Genomic DNA, 21808 nt, shown 5'->3' on the forward strand with positions numbered 1-21808 from the left:
ACGTTATCGTGCCGCCTTCGTCACTCTGCTCGCGGGGATGCAAGAGACCGCCCGGCCGGTAGTGTGGACGCTCGTGACGAGGCTTGCCGCAGACCGCAGAGTGCTCGGCATCCTGGGCCTGGTGGCGGCTCTCGTCGTCGTAGCTCTCGTGGTGCCGCATCCGACGATCGCCCAGATCCGGGAGTGGTCGGAATCGGTGCACGGCCCGGCAATTGTCCTGGCGTTCTTCGCCGTCCACGCCCTGGTCACGATCGCCCCGATTCCGCGCACGGTGTTCACTCTCAGCGCCGGCGTGCTGTTCGGCAGTGCCGTCGGTATCGGCGTGACGGTCGCCGCCTCCACGGTCAGCGCCGTCCTGGCGTTCCTGCTCGTGCGGGCCGTCGGACGCAAGGCCGTGGAATCGCGCCTCACGCACCCGGCGGCGAAAGCGATCGATCTGCGGCTGGCACGCCGCGGATGGCTCGCGGTCGGCTCCCTGCGGCTGATCGCCGCCGCCCCGTTCTTCGTCGTGAACTGTTGCTGCGCCGTCTCGGCGGTCCGTCTCGTCCCCTACACACTCGCGACGGTCGTGGGCATCCTGCCGGGCACCGTGGCGGTCGTACTCCTCGGCGACGCCCTGACCGGGCAGACCGATCCGCGGCTGATGGTGATCACCGGGGTGTGCATCGCGCTCGGTCTCGCCGGGCTGTTGCTCGAGGCTCGACTCCCCGAGCCCGCCGGTTCGGCGCTCGACGCCGTCGTCGAGCCGGATCAGGATCCGGCGACGAGATAGTCGGCCAGAATCGGGCCGAGGACGGCGAGCGCGGCCGGGGTCATCATCTCCAGATGGTCGCAGTCGATCGTGTGCTCGGTGATCGTGCCGGACACCCACGGCCGCCACAGGGCCGGTGACGCACCGTCGTCCGTGCCGAGCGATCGCGCCGCGGCGACGAACAGCAGGTCGCCGTCGAAACATCGCAGGTCGAGCGTCGGCGCGGCCCGATGGACGTGCGCATAGGCCGTGAGGATCCGCTCCAGGTCGGCGGTGGACAGTCCGGTCTCGTGCCCGAGACTGCGGTTCACCGCGTCGAGCAGCTGCTCGGAGGTCATCTCGTCCGGCGTCGCGTGAGGCAGTTCGATGCCCAGTCCCGCCAGCAGCTCCGCGTGGGTGTGGGCACGCCGCTCGCGTTCGAGCGGGTAGTAATCGAGGACGACCAGGTCGACGGTCTCCCCCGCGGCGCGCAGTTCGACACCCATGTGGTGGGCGATCAGTCCGCCCTGGGACCAGCCGAGCACGGTGTAGGGACCTTGCGGTTGCACGGCCCGCATCTCCTCGACGTAGCGGTGCGCCAGTTCGGCGGGCGTCGCGTCGAGGGGTCCGCCCGAGAGGTACGGCAGTTGCAGCCCGTACACCGGCCGATCCGGCAGGTGGCGCAGCAGTCCCGCGTACACCCAGGACAAGCCGATCGCGGGATGTACGCAGAACACCGGTGGGCGGTGACCGTGCCCTCGCAGGGGGATCAGCACATCGAACATGCCGGTCGTCGGAGCAGTGGTCGCCGTCGGCTCGTCGAGGCGATCCGCGAGGCCGGCCGGTGTGGGGTCGAGGAAGACCAGGGACAGGGGAACTTCCCGGCCCAGCTCGCTGCGCAGCTTCGATGCCACGGCGGTCGCGGCGAGCGAGTTGCCGCCGAGGTCGAAGAAGTTGTCGTCGATCCCGATCCGGTCGCGTTCGAGGACGGAGGCGAACGCGCGGGCCACGGCACCTTCGGTCGGTGTGCGCGGCGCCCGGTAGGCAGCCCCGACCGGCGCGGCCGCCGGTAACGCCGACCTGTCCACCTTCCCGCTCGGGGTGACGGGCAGGCCCGGTAGCACGACGATCACCGACGGGACCATGTACCGCGGCAGCCCGGTGGCCGCGAAATGCAGGATCTCGGGCGCCTCGATCGGAACGGTCCCGGTGGGCACCACATATCCGACCAGCCGGTCGCCGCTACCGTCGTCACGCACTACGACCACGGCCTGGGCAACGGCCGGATGCCGGAGCAGTGCCGCCTCGACCTCCTCGAGCTCGATGCGCAGACCGCGCAGCTGGATCTGGAAGTCACTGCGCCCGACGTAGACGGGCTCGGCGCCCGCCGCGGTGCGGGTCCAGCGCATCAGGTCCCCCGTGCGGTACATCCGGCGCCCCGGTGCGCCGAGGGGGTCGGCGACGAAACGCGTCGCGGTCAGGCCGGGTTGGCCCGCATACCCTCGCGCCAGACCCGGTCCGGCGAGGTACAGCTCCCCCACCGCGCCGCCGGCGACGGGTTGCAGGTACGAGTCCAGCAGGTACTCGTCGAAACCGGGCATCGGCGGTCCCACGGTGGGATTCTCGCCGGGGACGAGCGGATCGAGCAGGTTCGACATCACCGTGGCCTCGCTCGGACCGTAGCCGTTGACCATGTGACGGCTCCGGGCCCACGTCTCCACCAGGGACGGCGGGCACGCCTCGCCACCGACGCTCACGAACGTCAGAGCCGGCAGCGCGTCCCGATCCAGCGTCGCCAGCACCGCGGGTGTGGTGTACAGGTGCGTGATCTCCTCGTCGGCGAGCACACGCTCGAGGTCGTCGCCGGCGGCGATACCGGGTGGCACCACGACGAGCCGCGCCCCGGCCGAGAACGCGACGATCGTCTCCAGCAACGAGGCATCGAACACCGGCAGCATCGCCTGCGCGACACGCGACTCGCGGTCGGCGACCGTCGAGAGCCGATCGACCAGCTCGGCGATACCGCGATGCGTCACGGTCACCGCCTTCGGCGTGCCCGTCGATCCGGACGTGAAGATCACGTACGCCGTGTTGTCGGCGCGAACCGGCACGCGGCGGTTGATATCCGGCACCGGCGTTGCCGGCGCACCGTCGAGGTCGAGGTCCCGGACGGGCACGACGGATACCCCGTCGGGCACCGCCGGTTCGGGTCCGTCGACGAGCACGCAGAGCGGTGTGACCGTCCGGATCATCGCGGTGACGCGGTCGCGGGGTTGGTCGGGGTCGGCGGGCACGTAGACGGCACCGGCGCGGACGACGGCGAGCATCGCGACGACCCGCAGGAACGATCGCCGCATCGCCACCACGATGGTGGTCTCCGGTACTGCTCCGCGGGAGACGAGCAGATGTGCGAGCCGCTCGACCCGCTCGTCCAGCTCCGCGTAGGTCCACTGCCTGCCCGCATCGACGACGGCGACGGACTCCGGGGACCGTGACATCCAGTCGTCGAGGATCTCCGTCCACATCCGTGAAGGGGCGGTGCCAGGAGCGGACACGACCGGCACCTCGTCCCCGAACCGGCGGAGGCGGCCGAGCGGCACCTCCGGCCGGTCGACGACGGCCTCGAGGACCTGGGCGACCTGCGACACGATCGCGTCGGCCGCGGCCCCGTCGAACAGGTCCGGACGGTAACTCAGTCGCAGCCGCAGCGCGTCGTCGACGTGTGCGATGAGGGTCAGCGGATAGTGGCCGGAATCGTGTCCGGTGACCTCGCGCACCTGCATGCCCGCGATGTCGACCGCGTCGGACAGAGCCGCACGGTCGACCGGATACGACTCGAACACCGTCAGGGTGTCGAACCCGGCGGCAGGTCCGGCGACCTGCTGGATTTCGGTGAGGCCGAGGTGATGCCGGTCGAGCAGCGCGGTCTGCTCGGCACGGATTCGCTCGACGAGCACGGCGAACGTCTCGTACGGGTCGAGCCGAACCCGCACGGGAACCGTGTTGACGAACAGGCCGATCATCTCCTCGACCCCGTCGACCTCCGCGGGCCGCCCGGAGACGGTCGATCCGAACACGACGTCGCGCTGCGAGGTGAGCTTCGCCAGCACGATCCCCCACGCGACCTGCACCACCGTGCCGACGGTGAGTCCGCGGTCCCGGACGAAGGCCTCCAGGCGCCGGATGTCCGCAGGATCGAGCGCCCGTGTGGTCTCCTCGGACAGGGCCTGCACGGAGGACTGCTCGGCGTCCGGGGCGACCAGCGTGGGCCGATCCGGACCGGCCAGATACCGCGACCAGGCGTCGCGCGCGGGCGCCGGGTCCTGCTGCACGAGCCACCGCACGTAGTCCCGGTAGGGACGTACCGGCGGGAGAACCCCGGTGTCCGCCTCGGTGCCGTACAGCACGAGGAGTTCCTTCAGCAGCAACGGCGCCGACCAACCGTCGAGCAGGATGTGGTGGTTGGTGAACACCAGCCGGTGATCGTCCGGTCCCATCCTGATCAGGCTCAGGCGCACCAACGGTCCGTGCGCCGTGTCGAAACGCTGCGTCCGGTCCTCGGTCTCCAGTCGGACCAGTGCCACCACACGATCCTCGGGGTCCAGATCGCTCAGATCCCGCTCACACAACGGCAGTTCGACCGACGCCTGCACGACCTGCACGGGCGGGGACTCCCCGTCGAAGACGAAGTTCACCCGCAAGTTCGGATGCCGCGCCGCCAGGGCGGCCACCGCCCGCCGGAGGCGTCGCGGATCGACGACACCGCCCAGGTGCAGGGTCAGTTGCACCGTGTACGCGTCGATCGAATCGTTCCGGAGGGCATGGAACAGGAAGCCGGTCTGCAAGGGGGTGAGAGGCCACACGTCCTCGAGGCCGGGATAACGGCGCTCGAGCTCGTCGAGGCGCTCCTGGCTCAACGGGACCAGCGGCAGATCCGACGGGGTATGCCCTCCCGCGCCCGGTTCGGCGACGTGACGGGCGAGGCCGCTCAGCATGCGTCGCCACCGTTCGGCCAGATCCGACACCTCCGGGCGGGCGATGACCCCGGTCGCATAGGCGAGATCCGCGCGCAGCACCGGACCGTCAGCGGTGTCGACGACCATGGCGTTGACGGAGATCACCGCCGGTACCGGCTGAGCGGGATCGAGGCCACCGCCGAAGTCGATGTCCGTGACGGCGTCCGGCAGCGTGCTCCGGCCGTGGAAGTTGAAGGCGAGCCGGGGTGCCGGCAGGGGTTCGAGCGCGGCGCGGCCCTCGTCGTCGAGATACCGCAGCATCCCGTATCCGATCCCGTGGTCGGGAACGGCACGCAGGTGTTCCTTGACGGTCTTGATCACGGTTCCCGCTGCGGTGCCGCCGCGTTCCACGGGCTCCACGTCGATACCGGTCAGGTCCAGTCGCACCGGATAGGCCGCGGTGAACCATCCGACCGTCCGGGACAGATCGGCTCCCGGCACGACCTGCTCCTCCCGGCCGTGCCCTTCCAACGCCACGAGCACCCGAGCGAGGTCGATCCCGCGCTCGGCGCGCTGCGCGACGACGGCTCCGGCCAGGGCTGCGAGGAGACCGTCCACGATGCTCCCGTGGAAGGCCACCGGGAGGACGCTCAGCAGCGCGGTGGTCGCGGGAGCGGGAACCTCGACGGTGACGGTGTCGACGGTGGCCCCGACGTCGACCGCGGGGTCCAGCTCTCTGGCGCCGAGCAGCGCATCCGGACCCGACAGGGTCGAGATCCAGAACGGTAGTTCGGCCGCGCGCGTGCCGCGGCGGGTGACCTCGACGAGACCGTGCGCCCAGCGGCGCATCGAGGTGCCCGTCGGTGCGGGATCCGGGTCGAGTCCGTGTTCGAGTCGAGCCGCCGCAGCAGCGAGGTCGCCCAGCAGGATCCGCCAGGAGACACCGTCGATCACGGCATGATGTGCCACGAGCAACAGCCGCGACGCGGGTCCCGCCTCGAATCGCACCGCCTGCAACATCACTCCCCTGCCGGGATCCAACCGTCCGGTCGCGGCAGCGTGCTCGGCGGCGGCGATCGCGGTGAATTCGGGCCCCGTGAGGTCGTCGACCCGGACGTGACGCAGGATCGACGACGCCGAGACGGATCCGATGGGCCGTGTCTCGAGATGCAGCGCGTCAGGCGTTCCGGGCTCCGCGTGGAGCCGCGCCCGCAGCATGTCATGCCGATCCACGACCGCCTGCAGGGCCGCGAGAAGGTCGGCCTCGCGGAGTCGATCCGGCAGCGGAACCGACACCGATTGGCAGAAGCCCGGATACGTTCGGCCGTGCCCGACCAGCCACCGCAGTATCGGGGTGAGCGGAACGTCGCCGACGCCACCACCCGGCAGTTCCTCGAGCGTCATCTCGGCCCGTCCGGCCAGGGTGACCGCCGCGGCAAGCGCTACAACGGTCTTGTGTTCGAACACATCTCGGGGCGAGAGCACCAGTCCCTCAGCTTTGGCCCGCGCGACCAGCTGGATCGACATGATCGAATCGCCGCCGAGAGCGAAGAACGAATCCTGTGTTCCCACCCGGTCGACGCCGAGCACGTCGGCGAACACCCGAGCGAGGGCCCGTTCGGTGTCGGTGGTCGGTGCGATGTAGCTGTCGCTCCGCGTCGCGACCTCCGGGGCCGGCAGCGCGCGGCGGTCGAGTTTGCCGTGCACCGTCACCGGCAGGTCGGCCATGTGGACGAACGCGGCCGGAACCATGTAGTCGGGCAACCGCTCTCGGACGAAGCGACGGACGTCGTCGAGTCGCTCCTCTGCGGCGGGGTCGTTGACATAGCGGGCGAGGCTGTCGATGTCATCGGCCGGACGGTACACATCGGTCAGCGCTGCATCGGCCTTGTCGTCCAGGTCGTCGCGGAAGACGATCACCTCCATCGATCCCGGTTCCTGCGACCACGTCACGGCGACCCGGTAGCCGAGTTCGGCGCCGAGCAGATCCAAGTCCGCAGGACCGATGCCGTCCGATCGTGGCCGGAGGTCCGGTTCCGGTACGAGCGTGTGGCCGGGCATCGCATCGAGGGAGGTAGTCGCGGCGATCACGGACTGCAGGGCGGTGTGCGGTACGTCGGTCACGCGCAGGGCGTCGGGACGGTCGGTCCGTAGCCGGTCGGCGAACGCGGCGAGTGTTCCGAATCCCGCCCAGGTCCGGCACGGAACATCGGCGAGCGACCTGGGTCCGGTACCGGTGTGCAGCACCACGCTGTAGCGGTACAGGCCGAGTTCGTTGGCCGTCCGCATCCGGCCGAGTTCGATGTCGACCCCGGTGACACCGGGCAGACGACGGAGCAGACCGGCGAAGAACTCGGGGGCGAGCAGCAGTTCCCGTTCGGAGAGCGCGGCACGGCGGACGCGTTCGCGGATCGTGTCCGCGGTCTCGGTGCCGTCGGCACGGGCGAGTTCCACAGCGGCGGCGAAGTGCGGCAGCAGCGCCTGGTTCCGGACATCGCCGAGATGGATCGATCCGCCGGGTGCGAGCAGCGGCAGGATCTTCCGGAGCACCTCGAGCAGATACGCCGCATCCGGGAAGTACTGGATCACAGAATTGAGCACGACGGTGTCGAAGTACCGCTGGGGCAACCCCTCGGTCGCGTGCGCCGGTTGCGTCCTCAACGTCACCCGCTCGGCCCACGGCTGCGATCGCACGGCGGAGTGCAGCGTCTCGAGCGTCGGGGCCGAGAAGTCCGTGCCCCAGTACTCGGCACAGTCGGGGGCCAGTTCTCGGAGCAGGAGACCGGAGCCCACGCCGATCTCGAGCAGACGCCGGGGCCGGAGCCGCCGCACGGCCCGCACTGCGGCGTCGCGCCAGTCCCACATCTGCTCGACCGGGATGGGCTGCCCGGTGTCGGTGGCGTTCCAACCCGCGAAGGCGCCGCTGTCGCCGCTGTCCTCGGGCGGCGGCGCGGAGTACACGTCGTCGTACAGTGCCCTCCACCGCTCGACGGTGCCGGTCGCGCGGGTCGGGTCGGCGAGCAGTGTCTGTTCCCGGTCGAGCACCACATACGCGACCAGTCGTCCGGTCTCGTGGTGGCCCGGAGTCTCCCGCACGACCACGGCGGCGCGGGCCACCGCCGGATGCGCACCCAGGACCGCTTCGATCTCACCGGGTTCGACCCGGAAGCCGCGGACCTTGACCTGATCGTCGCAGCGGCCCACAAATTCCAGGTGCCCACCCGAGCCCTCGGCATCGCTCGTCGAGCGGATCCACCGCACGACGTCGCCGGTGCGGTACATCCGCTCCCTCGGCCCGCCGAACGGAGATGCCACGAATCGTGCCGCGGTCGTGGCCGGACGACCGGGATATCCGCGGGAGACCCCGTCCCCGGCGATGTACAACTCGCCGGGGACACCGGGAGGCACCGGCAGCAGTCCGGCGTCGAGGACGAGGACCGCCACTCCCGGGATCGGCGTGCCGATCGGGACCGACGCGCGGTCTCCTCGGGCGAACGCGTCCTCGACGAGGTACATCGTCGCGCACACCGTCGTTTCCGTCGGTCCGTACGCGTTGACGAGCAACGTCGAGGGATGCGATTCGTGAAAGCGGCGTGCGACCTCCGGGGACAGCACGTCACCGGCCGTGACCACCTGGTCCACACCGTCCCACACCCGCTCCGGAACGACGGCGGGGTCGGCGAGGGCGTGGAACAGCGGTGTCGGGACGAACATCGTCGTCACACCGTGTTCGGAGATCATCCGCGCGACCGTCGACGGATCGAGCAGACCGGGTGGCGCGAGCACCAGTTCGGTACCGCCGATCAGGGCGGGCCAGATCTCGTACACCGACGCGTCGAAACCCGGTGAGGACACCAGCGACATCCGGTGTCGCGGTCGCGAACCGGTCCATCCGTGCTCGACGAGGTGTACGAGATTCCGATGCGTGACGGCCACGCCCTTCGGGACACCCGTGGAACCGGACGTGTAGATCGTGTACGCCGTGTTCGACGGGTGCAGCAGCGCGATCCTGTCGAAGTCGGTGAGCGGTCGCGCATCGTCGGGCAGGGCGTGGGACGTCGGGCGGCCCGCCTCGTCGACGACCACGACGACGGCGGGGGTCGCATGTGAGGTGAATCGACTGTCGGTGACCAGCACGCGGGGCGCGGCGTCGGCGAGGACGAAGGCGGTGCGTTCGCTCGGATAGGCGGGGTCCAACGGCAGATAGGCGCCACCCGCCGCCGACACCGCGAGAAGAGCGACGACCAGTGCCGGGGACCGATCCAGGGCGACGACCACCACGGACTCGGGCCCCACACCCAACTCGACAAGCAGACGAGCCAGCCGGTTGGCCCGGGCATCGAGGTCGCGGTAGGTCCATCGGCCGGCGACGCTGGTCAGCGCCGGTGCGTCCGGTGTCGCCGCGACCCGTTCGGCGAGCACGGCCGGAACCGTCCGGTCATCGGTGGTGGCAGCCGGGCCGTTCCACGCGTCGAGGAGCAGGTCGCGCTCCGATCGATCGAGCAGGTCGACAACGTCGACCCGTCGGTGCGGCGATCTCACGAGGGAGTCGAGGACACGGAGATACCGGTCCGCGAATCGTTCGACGGTGTCGCGCTCGAACAGATCGCTCGCGTATTCGATGCTGCCGAGCAGCCCGCCGTCCTCGGCGGACGCGCGCTCCGACACGCTGATGTACAGGTCGAACCGCGCGATGTCGGTCGCGACGGGCAGCATCTCGACGTGGATGTCCGGATGGTCCAGGCTCGGCAGCGGGTTGTTCTGCAATGCGAATGCGACCTGGAACAGCGGGTGATGGGCGGTCGAGCGCGCCGGGGCGAGCAGTTCCACCAACCGTTCGAAGGGCGCGTCCTGGTTCTCGTAGGCGGCCAGCGCCTTGGCCCGCACGCGGTCGAGGACATCGGCGAGCGTCCATCGTCCGGTGATGCCGTCCACGCGCAGCACCCAGGTGTTGACGAAGAATCCGACGAGATCGGCGAGAGCCTCATCGGTCCGCCCGGCCACCGGACCACCGATCGTGATGTCGTCTCCCGCACCGAGCTTGTGCAGGAGCACCACGAGTGCCGACTGGAAGACCATCGACGCGGTGGCCCCGTGCTCGGCAGCCAGGTCGTCCGCCGCGAGGCGCAGCTCCGCGGGGATCGTGAACTCCACCCGGCCACCGCGGAAGGACTGCACCGCGGGGCGGGGACGGTCGAGCGGAAGAGAAAGGCATTCCGGGACCTCGGCGAGTTCTTCTCGCCAGTAGGAGAACTGCCCGTGCAGGATGCTTCCCGTCTCGTCCTCGTCCCCCAGCACGTCCCGTTGCCACAGGGTGTAGTCGGCGTACTGCACCGGCAATGGATCCCACCGTGGTTCGGTCCCCCCCGACCGGGCCGCGTATGCCAGCAGCATGTCGCGCACCAGCGGCACCATCGACGCGCCGTCGCCGGCGATGTGGTGCAGCACGAGCACCAGCACGTGGTCGTCGGAACCGGTCCGCAGCAGTGTGGCCCGCACCGGAATGTCGGTGGACAGGTCGAAGGGCCGCCGCGCCTCGGCGCGCACGGTCGCGTGCTCCTCGTCGGCGGTCACTGCCCGCACAGGCAGCGACAATGAGGTCCGCTCGACCGGAAGGATGCGCTGGAAGGCGACTCCGTCGGATTCCTCGAAGACCGTGCGCAGGGACTCGTGGCGTGCCACGACATCGCCGAACGCCGCCCTCATCGCGTCGATGTCCACCCGTCCGGTCAGGCGTGCCGCCATGGGGATGTTGTAGGTCGGCGACGGACCTTCGTAACGGTGGATGAACCACAACCGGGACTGCGCGTAGGACAACGGGATCCGGTCCGGCCGGCGTCGGGGTGTCAACGGCGTCCGGGCGACACCGCACTCCGCGAGGCGCGGTGCCAGCTCGGCGACCGTCGGTGCTTCGAAGAGCATCCTGATGGGTGCTTCGACGTGCAGTGCGGACCGGATCCCCGCCACGACGCCGGTCGCCGACAGGGAATCGCCTCCGAGTTCGAAGAAGTTGTCGTCGACGCCGACCCGATCCGGGGACAGATGCAGAACGTCCGCGAAGACCCCCGTGAGAGTCCGTTCCAGCCCCGTGCGCGGAGGACGATGGAGCACGCCCCGGCGGTCCGGGGCCGGCAGCGCGGCACGGTCCAGCTTGCCGTTGGCCGTGATCGGCATAGTTGCCAGCGGCACCACCACAGCCGGGACCATGAAATCCGGGAGTTCCGCCGCGAGCGCATCACGAATCGTCGAGGCATCCGGGACCGAACCGGTGCGCGGCACCACGTACGCCACGACCCGGTCGGATCCGGTCTCGCGCCGGACCACCGCCGCGGCCTGCTCGACGTCGGGGTGGCGGAGCAGTGCTGCTTCCACTTCGCCGAGTTCGATGCGCCGCCCCCGCACCTTGACCTGCAGGTCGGCGCGCCCCGCGTAGATCAGCCGCAGACCCGAGGTGGCCGCTGCGCTGTCGTTCTCTGCGCTGTCGTCGTTCGTCGACCACCGCACGAGATCGCCGGTGCGGTACATCCGCGACCCCGCCGGCCCGAACGGGTCGGCGACAAACCGCGTCGCCGTCGTCCCCGGTCGCCGGTGGTATCCCCGCGCCAGGGCAGGTCCTGCCGGATACAGCTCGCCGATCACCCCGGGCGGCACCGGATTCAGGCGTGTGTCGAGCACGACGGACCGGAATCCGGGTCCGAGAGTGCCTGCGGTGACCGGTCTGCCGGGCACGAGGTCCTCCGACGCCATCTGCACGGTGATCTCGCTCGGCCCGTACCCGTTGACCATGCGGCGGCCCGGCGCCCATTTCTCCACGAGCCATGCCGGGCAGTCCTCACCGCCGACGCTCACGAAGGAGAGGTCCTCGGGGACCGCCGGATCGATCGTTGCAAGGACCGCAGGAGTGGTGCAGAAGTGGGTGATCCGCTCGGCGCGCAATGCATGTGCGAGGTCGTCACCGGCGGACGCATCGGGCGGGCCGATCACCAGGTGCGCCGCCGAGCCGAACGCCACGAGCAACTCCAGTACCGCCAGGTCGAAGCTCGGGGATGTCCCGTGCCAGACCCGCGCGTCGTGGTCGGCGAGGGTGCGGGTGTGCGCGACGAGGTTCGACAGTCCCCCGTGGGTGACGACCACGCCTTTCGGCTGTCCCGTCGATCCGGAGGTGTAGATGAGGTAGGCGGGTTGATCCGAACGCGCGGGCGCGCACCGGTCCGTGTCGGTCACCGGAGACCCGGTGTATCGCGTCGTCTCCGTGACCACCTCCGGATCGTCGACCGCGGTCCACGGCACGGTGCCGGGAAGCAGGGACCGTTCGCCGGTAGTGGTGAGTCCGAGCACGGCGCCGCAGTCGCGCAGCATGTACTCGATCCGGACGGGTGGATAGGCGGGGTCCACCGGAACGAAGGCCGCGCCCGTCTTCGCCACGGCCCAGATCGAGACGATCGAGTCGACGGACCGGGCCATGCCGATCGCGACGAAACGTTCCGGTCCTGCGCCGCGCTCGGCGAGCATGCGGGCCAGCCGATTCGATCGTTCGTCGAGTTCCCGGTAGTCGATCCGGGTCTCGCCGCACGACACTGCGGTGGCCGCGGGGGTGCGGAGTGCAGCGTCGGTGAGGATTTCCGGCAGCAGGCGTTCGGTCACCGGCGGCGGACCCGTCACGGGAGCGAGTGCGGTCCGTTCGGCTGCGTCGAGCAGATCGATGTCGCCGACCCGTATCTCCGGATCCTCTTCGACCGTCAGGAGGATACGTTCCAGTCGGCGGGCGATGCGCTCGACGGTCGGCGCGGTGTAGACGTCCGTGGCGTATCGGATGCGGAGCACGTCCGTGGACGTCGACTCGCGCCCGGCACCGTCGCCGGATCGCGGACGCTCCAGATCGATACGCAGGCCGACGTCGCCGAGGACGGCGTTCTCCACCTCCCTGTCCGCATCGCCCCGCCCTTCGACGGTGACGCGGAAGAGTGGGGCGCGCGATCCGTTCCGTGTCGGCGCCAGCGCGTCGAGCAGTGTCGCGGCAGGTATGTCGGCGTGTGCGAGAGCGTCCCGAGTCCCCCGGGAGATGTCCTCGAGGAGATCTCGGAACGGCTCGTCGAGGCGCACTCGGGTGCGTAGGGGCAGGACCGTGCGAGCAGGAGCGGTACCGGCCGGGGCAGGGACACCGAGGACGACGTCGTCGGCACCACCCGACCTGGCGACGAGGATCGCGTTGGCAGCCTGCAGGATCGGGACACGATCGTCGGCACATTCGGCGCTCGCTCGACCCGGTCCGATGCCGAGGGGATGGACGAACTGCGCCCACGCCGAAGCAGATCCCGCGTTGCCCGCCCGTCCACCGGCAGGTGCCTGCGTGGACGGTGACAGGGCGGGCGGGGTAGGTGCACCGGCCAGAAGATGCCGCCAGTGATCGAGCACGGTGTTCCGCCGGTAACGAGGTGCGGCCGCTCCGGCGCTCGGCGGGTGGATCGAACCGACCGGCGTTCGAGGGGCGGCTGCGACGAACTGCTCGAGGATCTCGGTGAAACAGATGCACTGCGCCTGTATCTCGTTCTCCTCGTATCGGTTCGGATTCGCCCGGAATTCGATCACGGTGCCGACCGGCACACTGCGGCGGTGGACGGTGATCAGCCGGTCCCCGACGGGCCCGCGCGACAGGACATGTGGTGTTCCCACGATGTCGCCCAGTACGGGTTGCTGATCGAACAGCATGACGTTGACCAAGGGGACCGAGAAGCGGGACACCGGTTCGGATGTCGCCCGGCGGATGTCGTCGAGTCCGCACGCCTGGTGTCGGAGGGCTCCGACGAGCTCGACCTGCATCCGCCGGACGAGATCCTCGACGGGTTCGCTCGGATCCACCCGGATCCGCAGGGGAACCACGTTGACGAGCATTCCGGCGGAGCGTCGCAGCTCGGCCGTCGTCCGCGCCGACACCGGGATGTTCACGAGCACGTCGTACCGTCCCGACCGCCGCGAGAAGAAACAGGCGGCGGCCGCGAGTACCACTGCGGCCGAGGAGGCGTCCCGCGTCGGCGGGGACCCCGACAGGTAGACGTCCGCAGTGTCCGACAGATCCGCCTCCGCCGTGATGGTCCGGACCGCCGGGGGCACCTCGGTGGTGTCGACATGGGGCAGGTCGCGGATCCGCTCGCTCCAGTACTCACGGTCCGCGACGAATCGGTTCGACGCGCGATACTGCCGGTCCTTCTCGTACAACGTCCGCAGATCCGCCGGCGGCTTCTCCGGCGGGGCCCCGTCCTGGCCGGAACTCCGGGAGGCGAGTGCCCTGGAATAGAGTTCGGCTCCCCTGCGAACGATGATCATCGCTCCGAACCCGTCGAGCGCGATGTGATGGGCTTTGACGTACACGAGGTAACTGGCATCACCTGTGCGCAGAACCACTATGCGGCACAACCGGTCTGCCATCAGGTCGACGGGTGCTTCCACATCCCGCCGGAGCCACTCCTCGGCCACCCCCCGCGGATCGGATTCGTCACGGAGGTCGACGACCTCGGTGGGTACATCGAGGTCCCGGTCGACGACCTGGTACGGACGGCCGTCCACGTCGACGAGGCGCAGGAGGACGGTCTCGAACTCCCGACCGGCGGTCGTCGACGCCCACTTCAGCAACTCGAGATCGAGTTCTCCACGGAACTCCACGTATTGGGCAATGACGAAAGGGACTTCGGGTACGAGTTGCTGGGCGAGCCAGATACCGTACTGGGCCGGAGTCAGCGGAAACGCACCCGCGCGCGCGTCGGAGTTCTGCGCGGTGCCTACGACGGGAGTGGCCACAGCGCCCCCTTCACGAGGATGTGTGCAGCGGCAGCGGCGAACGGGAGCGCCTCGTCGAGCCGGATGCCCTCGAGCATCGTGCACAGCTCGCGAGCGGGAACGACCGAGTCTGCACGCCGCTTCGAGAATGTATGCGTCAGCGTAGGACGGGGACGGGGTTGCTGCAATGCCGTGCAGTAGAACGAGATCGAGATGCGACCAGGACATCTCGCAGAGGACGACGCTCGCACATCTCGACATTCGGCATTTTCACACCATAAACCTTAGGTTTGTTTGATGGGATGGATAGAAACCTTCCGTCCGCGCTATGCTCGTTTTACAAACTTAGAATGCAAAACTCTCGGTAAACTCCGGACGAAGGGGAATTCACGCCCGGCCCGACGGTCGCACGAGTACTGAATCCACGAGAGCGGACGATGCACGAGGCCGGACCGGTGCAGTCGATTATGTTGCACTGCAACAATTTCCACTTCTTTCATGCCTGTTGCTCGAAACAGCCTTCCGGCAATCCTTCCCGGGAACCCTCCCCAGTTCCCACGAACACGCGACATCCATCCCCTGGAGGGAGGAAGCGCAGATGCCGATCCAGAGACGAATCGGACCTCGTTCGGGCACGGTCTGGGTGGACCTGTTCGGTGAAACCTCCGAGTACGCAGACGAAGCGAGCGCCCACCTGTTGAGAAGGTGGGCGAGCGGGTATCTCACCGAACCCAACCCCGACCTCGGCCGCAGCGGGCCCGTGTGCCCGTTCGTTCGCCCGTCGATCGGCAAGCAGCTCTTCGGAGCTGCATTCGTCCACGGATCCGGAATCGACGCCGGGGCACTCGGCACGATCGTGGAGGACCAGTTCGACCTGTACACGACGCTCTCACGCGAGGACGATCGCGACCGGAGCCTGAAGACGCTCGTGACCGTACTGCCCGACCTCACCGGCTTCGAGGTGATCGACGTCGTCCACACGGAATTCAAGTCGCGGTTCGTCGAACACGGTTTCATGCTCGGCCAGTTCTACCCGGGCTGCACCCAGCCGGGTCTGTGGAATCACGACTTCCATCCACTCGACGCCCCGTTGCCGATGCTGGTCGCCCGCCACATGATGACGACCGATTTCCCGTTTCTCGTTGGTCGCCAGGAATGGCTGTGCGCCTACTTCAAGAAGTTCGCCCCGGCACTGCCGTCGACACTCCGCCTCACCATCGCGAAACGGATGAAGTACGACGGCGATGCGGTGGACGCGATCACCGCCCATCATGAGCTGACGGGGAACGAGCCGGGCCGATAGGCTGTACGCGTCCCTGTCCCACATTCCGGTCGTCAAGCTTCAGGTCTTGATTATCGACAATCAAGCCCTCACACTTGACGCATGTTCGTCTTGACGGTCGACCAGCGGAGCAGCCGCCGAGACATCGACCGCGTGGCGGACCTCCTCACCGAACTGCAGGATGTTCCGCTGGTACGGCCCTTCGATCGCACCGCGGGCGACGAGGTCCAGGCCGTCGCGGACGATCCCGCCCTCGTCGTCGATCTCGTCCTCGACCTCCTCCGGAGGGAACGCTGGAGTATCGGGGTGGGAATCGGCCCGGTGGAGACCCCGCTTCCCGAACAGACACGCGCCGGCCGCGGACCCGCCTTCGAACACGCCCGCACCGCCGTCGAACGCGCCAAGAACGCCCCTGGGCAGGTCGCGGCCGAAGGCGACGACGCCGAGGCCACCGCCGACGTCGACGCCGCGCTCACCCTGCTCGCCACCGTCGTCCTGCGCCGCACAGACCAGGGGCACGAGGCGGTCGACCTCGCTCGTCAGGGCCTGTCGCAGGCGCGGATCGCCGAGCGTCTCGGCATCAGCAAACAAGCGGTGTCCCAGCGCCTCGCCACCGCCGGGTGGCAGGCCGAACTGGCCGGACGCGAACTCGTGCGGCGACTCCTGGAAAGGGCCGACCGTTGACCGTCCTCTCACTGGTGTGCCTGGCCGTGGCTGCTCTCGGACCCGCACTCGCGCTGCGCCCGAGCATGCCGGTGTGGCCGGCCGCCTCGTTGAGCATTGCGGGTCTCGCCGGTTCAGCCCTCGCCGCCACCGCGACCACACCGGTTCAGGGAGTCGCGCTCGCGGCCACGCTGATTCTCACCGCCACGGCGACGATCACCGGGGGCGGACCCGCGGTCCTCGTGGCGTTCCGGATCGCGCGCCGGCAACCCGATGCCGGTCCCGAGCCCACCCCTCCCCCGGGCCCGCTCCGCGGCGGACGCGTCATCGGCGTGCTCGAACGCGGAGCGGTCACCGCCTCGATCCTCGCCGGATGGCCTGAAGGGATCGCCGTCATCATGGCGGTGAAGGGTCTCGCCCGTTATCCCGAACTACGCGAACCGAACGCCTCCGAACAGTTCATCATCGGCACGTCCACCTCGGTGCTGTGGGCGGTCGCGGTGTGCGGAGTCGGGCAGGCGCTGATCACCTGACGCCGGGATCTCCACCGTCAGGTCTTCTTCAGCGCACTCCCCTTGTGCATCGCGACGTGATCGGTCTTGTCGCTCCGGATCTCGTACTGCGGCTCGTCCTCGCTGCACCGCCGCGTGCGCCCCTTGAACTCCACGTCCTCCGTGTGCTTCGCAATGATCACACCCTCGACGTATCCGGCTTCGGAGTTCCATCGGACATGGTCACCGACGGAGAAGTGGGTCGCCATGTCGTCGTCCTCCCGATCGGCTCGCTTCCTGTGGCAGTCGGATAACCGTCTCCCATCGGTCCTACACCCCAGGACGATCAGTCCGTCCGATGCTCCGCGGGATCCGCGGACCCCTCGGCGACGGCACGGAAACGTTCGAGGTCCTCCGGACGGAACTCGGGCCGGGCGACCACCGCGTCGACGAGCAGACGCAACTGGTGCTGCAAGGCCGGCACCGACCCGGTGCGCCCCTGCTCGGAGAGATGATCGATGAGCATGCGCAGCACCCGGGCGAGCGCCGTGGCCACGTGCAGCTGCGCCGAGCCGGCCTGCCGGATCTGTTTGAAGGCGTGCTCGATGTACTCGTCGGGCGACAGGATCCACGGACGCAGCAGAATCCGGCCGTCCGCACCCCCGATCGCCGGCACCGGACTGTCGGTGACCAGCAGGGTGCGCAGCAGACTGCCGAGCCGGAGCACCACCTCGGTGGCGGTCGTCGGGTCGTTGATCGCCTGGCTCAGTGCGCGCAGCGCGATGTCGACGAGTTGCCGCAGCGCGAAGTCCACGTCCTGTTGCATGGTGCGCGTATTCGAGATCTCCACGGCCGCCTCGAGCCGCCGCAGGACCACCGCCCGTTCCGGCTTCGGATGGATCCGCAGCAGCGGTTCCCCGCAGTGAATGTACGCGCCGGGACGCGTCTCCATCCGCACGACCGAACCCGGCGGTACCACGGCGAGAACGAGCTCGGCCGGCGCCTGGGTCACCCAGCCGTCGCGCCGGGCGTACACCGTCGCCCCCTCGGTGAAATCCGGCTCCGGCACCCGGTCGACGTGGATCTCGCCGCGCGAACTCCGGCTCGTGTTCGAGATGACCTTCTCGGCCTCCGAGGCGATGCTGCGCACCACCTCCCCGACCTGCAGACCGTGGGCCAGCCGGTTGAGATAGGCGATGATGAGCACCACGGTCGACACCGCGAGGACCACAGCGAGGGTGGTCGACAGTGTCGGGGCAGGTGCGGCGTCGTCCGCGCCGATGTGGCGCAGTGTCAGCACGCAGTAGACGAAGGTCGCCACCAGCACCCCGATCACCGTCTGGCTGGCCCGATCCCGGATGAAGGACCGCATCACCCGCGGCGAGAACTGGCTGCTGGCCAACTGCAGGCTCACGACGGTCAACGAGAAGACGACGCCGGCGGTGGTGATCGTGGCACCCGCCACGGTGCTCAGCAGCCAGATCGCGGCGTTGCTGTTCATCTTCATGCCCCACGCGAAGGGGCCGAAGGTCCGATCGATGTAGCCGCTCACCTCCGCGAGCACGGCTCCGGCGACGACGACCAGCGCGGGCAGCGCGAACAGACTCTCCCGGAATCGGTATACGCCCGCGGCGATCCGCAACTGCATCCACGGTCTCGGCAGAGCACTCATGTCGACCAAGCTAACCATCCGCAATCCGTACCGCGGGCACTCGCAGCGAGCTGTGGGCACACGCACCGGATGTCCCCTACGGCACGGTTACGGCAAGTCCATGAGATACTCGACGGACAATTGAACAGCCACCGAACCGCGGCGGGAGAGTCCCGCACACAGCGGGCGCCGAAGGAGCAACCTCCCCGGGAATCTCTCAGGCCCCCCAGACCGCCACGGCGAGGCTCCTCTGGAAAGCAACTCTTCCGGGTTCACCGAAGGTGTAAGCGGCTCCGTCCGCGAAAGCTCTCAGGTCCGATGACAGAGCGGGGAACGACAACACCCGCTGGTGCTCGTTTCGTGCACCCTGGACCCGAGGTAGACGTGTGACCGTTTCCCTGGGCGCGCCCCTGCGCGCCGATCATGCGCTGCTCGAGCAGCGCCCCGAAGTTGCACCGACCGAGTCGCGTGGCCCTGTTCTCCCTCCCTCCCCCGCCCCGAAGTCGCCGCCGCGTACGAACCGGCGACTCGGGATCGCCGCGATCGTGCTGTCCGCGACCGCGATGGGCGCCGCAGGATTGTTCGGCCGCAAGGCCACTCCCGAAGGCGCGGTGCTCGGTGAAGCACTCACGCTCGGGCGGATGGCGGTCGGAGCGATCGGCATGCTCGTCCTGATCGCGCTGTCCCGCCGCCTCGGACAGTTGCGCCGGACCCGCCTGTCCTGGTCGGTCGTCGGTGGCGGTGTGCTCCTCGGACTGTCCCTCGCGACCTATCTGTCCGCCACGGTGTTGACCGACCTGTCCCGTGCCGTGGTTCTCCATTACCTCGGCCCCGTCGTCGCGACGGCCCTCGCCCGGGTGTTCCTGAAGGAGAGGGTCGGTCGCCTCGACGCCCTGTCGATCGGCACGGCGTTCGCCGGCATGTTGCTCGCCGCCGGCCTGGTGGGCGGTGAATCGTCCGGGGGCGAGCACGAGACGCTGGGTACCGTGCTGGGCGCTGCCTCGGGAGTCTTCTACGGCGGGGCCCTGCTGTGCTACCGCTATCGCACCGACATGCCGTCCGACGTCCGGTCCCTGTGGAACTTCGTCTTCGGCGCCGTCGCGGCAGGTGGGATGGTCGCGGTGACCCGACCCGACATGTCGGGGATGACCGCGACGCACTGGTTGTGGGCCGGTGGGTTCTTCGTCGTCTGTGGTCTGTTCGCGCTGGGGCTGCTCGTCGTCGCAGGCAAGCACCTCCGCGCCGCGGAACTGTCCGGCCTGTCCTACCTCGAAGTCGTGGTCGCGCTGATGATCGGCATGGTCGCCTTCGGAGAGTCCGTGACCGCGCTCGCCGCCGCGGGCGCCGGTCTCATCGTGGTGGCGATGGCACTGCCGATGCTCGGCCGCCGATGACACTGCCGATGCTCGGCCGCCGATGACGAGTGGGAGGGCGCGCCGGTCGGCGCGCCCTCCCACTCGTGATCGGTTTCCGTTACTGCTGTTGCGGCGGCTCGGCCGGCTGCTCGGATGCGTCGTTCGTCATCCAGCGCTGCGCCGGCGGCGTTGCGGGCAACGCCGACTGTACTTCACCGGCACCCCTCTGCGTCCCCTCCGTGGCGAGACCCGTCCGAACTGCGGGGTCGACCGGCTTGCGCGCGACCGCCTCGGCTTCGGCGACGGCCTGGGCCACCTCGGGATCGCGCTTGGTCGCGAACCAGTCCTCGACCTCGGCACTGTCGTCCTCGGGCCGTTGCAGTTCCTCGTCGACAGGACTCGGCTCGAAGCGGAAGACGCCGTCCTCGCCGGGCGCGCCGAGCGTCCGCGCGAATCCTTCGAGCGCCTTGCCGAAGTCGCTCGGCACCACCCACATCTTGTTCGCATCGCCCTGGGCCATCTGCGGCAGGGTCTGCAGGTACTGGTAGGCGAGCAGCTCCGGAGTGGGCTTGCCGGCCTTGATCGCGGCGAAGACCTTCTCGATGGACTTCGCCTCGCCCTGGGCCTCGAGGTAGCGCGCCGCGCGATCACCCTGCGCGCGCAGGATCCGCGACTGCCGGTCGGCCTCGGCTTCGAGGATCGCGGCCTGCTTCGCACCCTCGGCGGAGAGGATGCGCGACTGCTTGTCGCCCTCGGCGGTCTTGATCGCGGATTCACGGTGACCCTCGGCCGTGAGGATCATCGCGCGCTTCTCGCGGTCGGCCTTCATCTGCTTCTCCATCGATTCCTGGATCGACGGCGGCGGATCGATGCTCTTGAGTTCGACCCGGGCGACACGCAGGCCCCATCGGCCGGTCGCTTCGTCGAGCACACCGCGGAGCTGACCGTTGATGGAGTCGCGGGAGGTGAGCGTCTCCTCGAGGGTCATTCCGCCGACGACGTTGCGGAGCGTGGTGACGGTGAGCTGCTCGACCGCGGCGATGTAGTTGCTGATCTCGTAGACCGCCGCCTGCGGGTTCGTCACCTGGAAGTACACGACCGTGTCGATGCTCAGCGTCAGGTTGTCCTGGGTGATGACCGGCTGCGGCGGGAACGAGACGACACGTTCGCGTAGATCGACCTTCGCGCGGATACGGTCGACGAAGGGCACCAGGAAGGTGAGCTGACCCGACGCCGTCCGGTAGTACCGGCCGAGACGTTCGATGACCGCGGCCTCCGCTTGCGGTACCAGCGATACCGATTTGGCCACGACCACCACGACCAGTGCCACCACTACGGCGAGCACGATCAGAGCTTCCATCCTCAGACACCCCTCCACACGACGGCAGTCGCGCCGTCTATCTGCATCACTGTCACTGTCGTTCCCGGCCCGTACACCTCGGTGGCGTCCAGCGGCCTGGCGGTCCACACCTCACCGTCGATCTTCACGCGCCCGGAATGCTCCCCCACCTGCTCGAGGACCAACGCGTGCTTGCCCGGGAGAGCGTCGATCCCGGTGGGCAGAGCGGGCGGCTGGGAGTACCGGCGCCTCAGCATCGGCCGGACACCGAGCAGCAGAACCAGCGAGGTCACGGCGAAAATCACCGCGTCGATCCAGACGGGCAGATCGGTCACCGCGGAGACACCGCCGGTGACGAGCGCTGCACCGCCGAGCATCAGCAGCGCGAAATCGCCCGTGAGCGCTTCGCCGGCCGCCAACGCCACTCCGGCGATCAACCAAATCAATGCGGCCACGATCACCATCGAACCACAAATCGGACATCCTGGCAGATGCCCTGGTGGAGGAAGCGGTCTTGGCCCCTCGTCCTCGAGGCTGCTTTCCGCAGGGAAGATCTCAGGTCGGTAA

General features: G+C 69.0%; 10 protein-coding genes and 1 riboswitch. Of the genes, 5 read left to right on the top strand and 5 right to left on the bottom strand.

Annotated elements, in window-relative coordinates:
- The first annotated feature begins 100 nt into the window (after positions 1 to 100).
- Entirely contained in the window at positions 101 to 772 is a 672-nt protein-coding gene (locus BLV31_RS14620) for a TVP38/TMEM64 family protein (RefSeq protein WP_006551536.1), read from the top strand.
- On the opposite strand, the gene BLV31_RS14625 is transcribed toward BLV31_RS14620, so the two are convergent.
- Complete coding sequence (locus tag BLV31_RS14625; RefSeq protein WP_064060325.1) at positions 751 to 14481, bottom strand: non-ribosomal peptide synthetase; 13731 nt, start codon at positions 14479 to 14481, stop codon at positions 751 to 753. The two genes, BLV31_RS14620 and BLV31_RS14625, sit on opposite strands and share 22 nt — an antisense overlap.
- A 577-nt stretch (positions 14482 to 15058) precedes the next feature.
- Here BLV31_RS14625 and BLV31_RS14630 point away from each other — a divergent pair.
- From BLV31_RS14630 to BLV31_RS14640, 3 genes are all read left to right on the top strand, one after another.
- The gene (locus BLV31_RS14630; RefSeq protein WP_006551533.1) at positions 15059 to 15763 is read left to right on the top strand and encodes a DUF6875 domain-containing protein; all 705 of its coding nucleotides are present in this window, start codon (positions 15059 to 15061) and stop codon (positions 15761 to 15763) included.
- Positions 15764 to 15844: 81 nt separating this feature from the next.
- Entirely contained in the window at positions 15845 to 16426 is a 582-nt protein-coding gene (locus BLV31_RS14635; protein WP_064060324.1) for a SatD family protein, read from the top strand.
- The gene (locus BLV31_RS14640) at positions 16423 to 16938 is read left to right on the top strand and encodes a hypothetical protein (protein WP_064060323.1); all 516 of its coding nucleotides are present in this window, start codon (positions 16423 to 16425) and stop codon (positions 16936 to 16938) included. The genes BLV31_RS14635 and BLV31_RS14640 overlap by 4 nt, the downstream gene beginning before the upstream one ends.
- 17 nt (positions 16939 to 16955) lie before the next feature.
- Here BLV31_RS14640 and BLV31_RS14645 read toward each other — a convergent pair whose 3' ends face one another.
- Together BLV31_RS14645 and BLV31_RS14650 are read right to left on the bottom strand one after the other, a co-directional pair.
- A complete protein-coding gene (locus BLV31_RS14645) occupies positions 16956 to 17165 on the bottom strand; it encodes a hypervirulence associated TUDOR domain-containing protein (RefSeq protein ID WP_006551530.1) in 210 nt (69 codons plus the stop codon).
- 77 nt (positions 17166 to 17242) lie between these two features.
- Entirely contained in the window at positions 17243 to 18568 is a 1326-nt protein-coding gene (locus BLV31_RS14650) for a DUF2254 domain-containing protein (RefSeq protein ID WP_174556286.1), read from the bottom strand.
- Positions 18569 to 18700: 132 nt separating this feature from the next.
- A riboswitch (glycine riboswitch) is annotated at positions 18701 to 18791 on the top strand.
- A 142-nt stretch (positions 18792 to 18933) separates the two neighbouring features.
- Here BLV31_RS14650 and BLV31_RS14655 point away from each other — a divergent pair.
- A complete protein-coding gene (locus tag BLV31_RS14655) occupies positions 18934 to 19941 on the top strand; it encodes a DMT family transporter (RefSeq protein WP_064060322.1) in 1008 nt (335 codons plus the stop codon).
- Positions 19942 to 20020: 79 nt separating this feature from the next.
- Here the strand turns inward: BLV31_RS14655 and BLV31_RS14660 are convergent, their stop codons facing one another.
- Both BLV31_RS14660 and BLV31_RS14665 read right to left on the bottom strand, forming a co-directional pair.
- Positions 20021 to 21262 (bottom strand): SPFH domain-containing protein, encoded by a 1242-nt coding sequence (locus tag BLV31_RS14660; protein WP_006551527.1) that lies wholly within the window; start codon positions 21260 to 21262, stop codon positions 20021 to 20023.
- A gap of 2 nt (positions 21263 to 21264) precedes the next feature.
- Positions 21265 to 21705, bottom strand: a complete 441-nt coding sequence (locus BLV31_RS14665) for an NfeD family protein (RefSeq protein ID WP_033096636.1) — start codon at positions 21703 to 21705, stop codon at positions 21265 to 21267.
- Positions 21706 to 21808 lie beyond the last annotated feature (103 nt).

The organism is Rhodococcus pyridinivorans, assembly GCF_900105195.1.
Classification (GTDB): Bacteria; Actinomycetota; Actinomycetes; order Mycobacteriales; family Mycobacteriaceae; genus Rhodococcus; species Rhodococcus pyridinivorans.

What these genes read in the sequence shown, in the direction of transcription:
- BLV31_RS14630 (WP_006551533.1), top strand. Translation starts at nt 15,059, where the DNA reads ATGCCGATCCAGAGACGAATCGGACCTCGTTCGGGCACGGTCTGGGTG.
- BLV31_RS14635 (WP_064060324.1), top strand. Translation starts at nt 15,845, where the DNA reads ATGTTCGTCTTGACGGTCGACCAGCGGAGCAGCCGCCGAGACATCGAC.
- BLV31_RS14645 (WP_006551530.1), bottom strand. Translation starts at nt 17,165, where the DNA reads ATGGCGACCCACTTCTCCGTCGGTGACCATGTCCGATGGAACTCCGAA.
- BLV31_RS14650 (WP_174556286.1), bottom strand. Translation starts at nt 18,568, where the DNA reads ATGAGTGCTCTGCCGAGACCGTGGATGCAGTTGCGGATCGCCGCGGGC.
- BLV31_RS14660 (WP_006551527.1), bottom strand. Translation starts at nt 21,262, where the DNA reads ATGGAAGCTCTGATCGTGCTCGCCGTAGTGGTGGCACTGGTCGTGGTG.
- BLV31_RS14665 (WP_033096636.1), bottom strand. Translation starts at nt 21,705, where the DNA reads ATGGTGATCGTGGCCGCATTGATTTGGTTGATCGCCGGAGTGGCGTTG.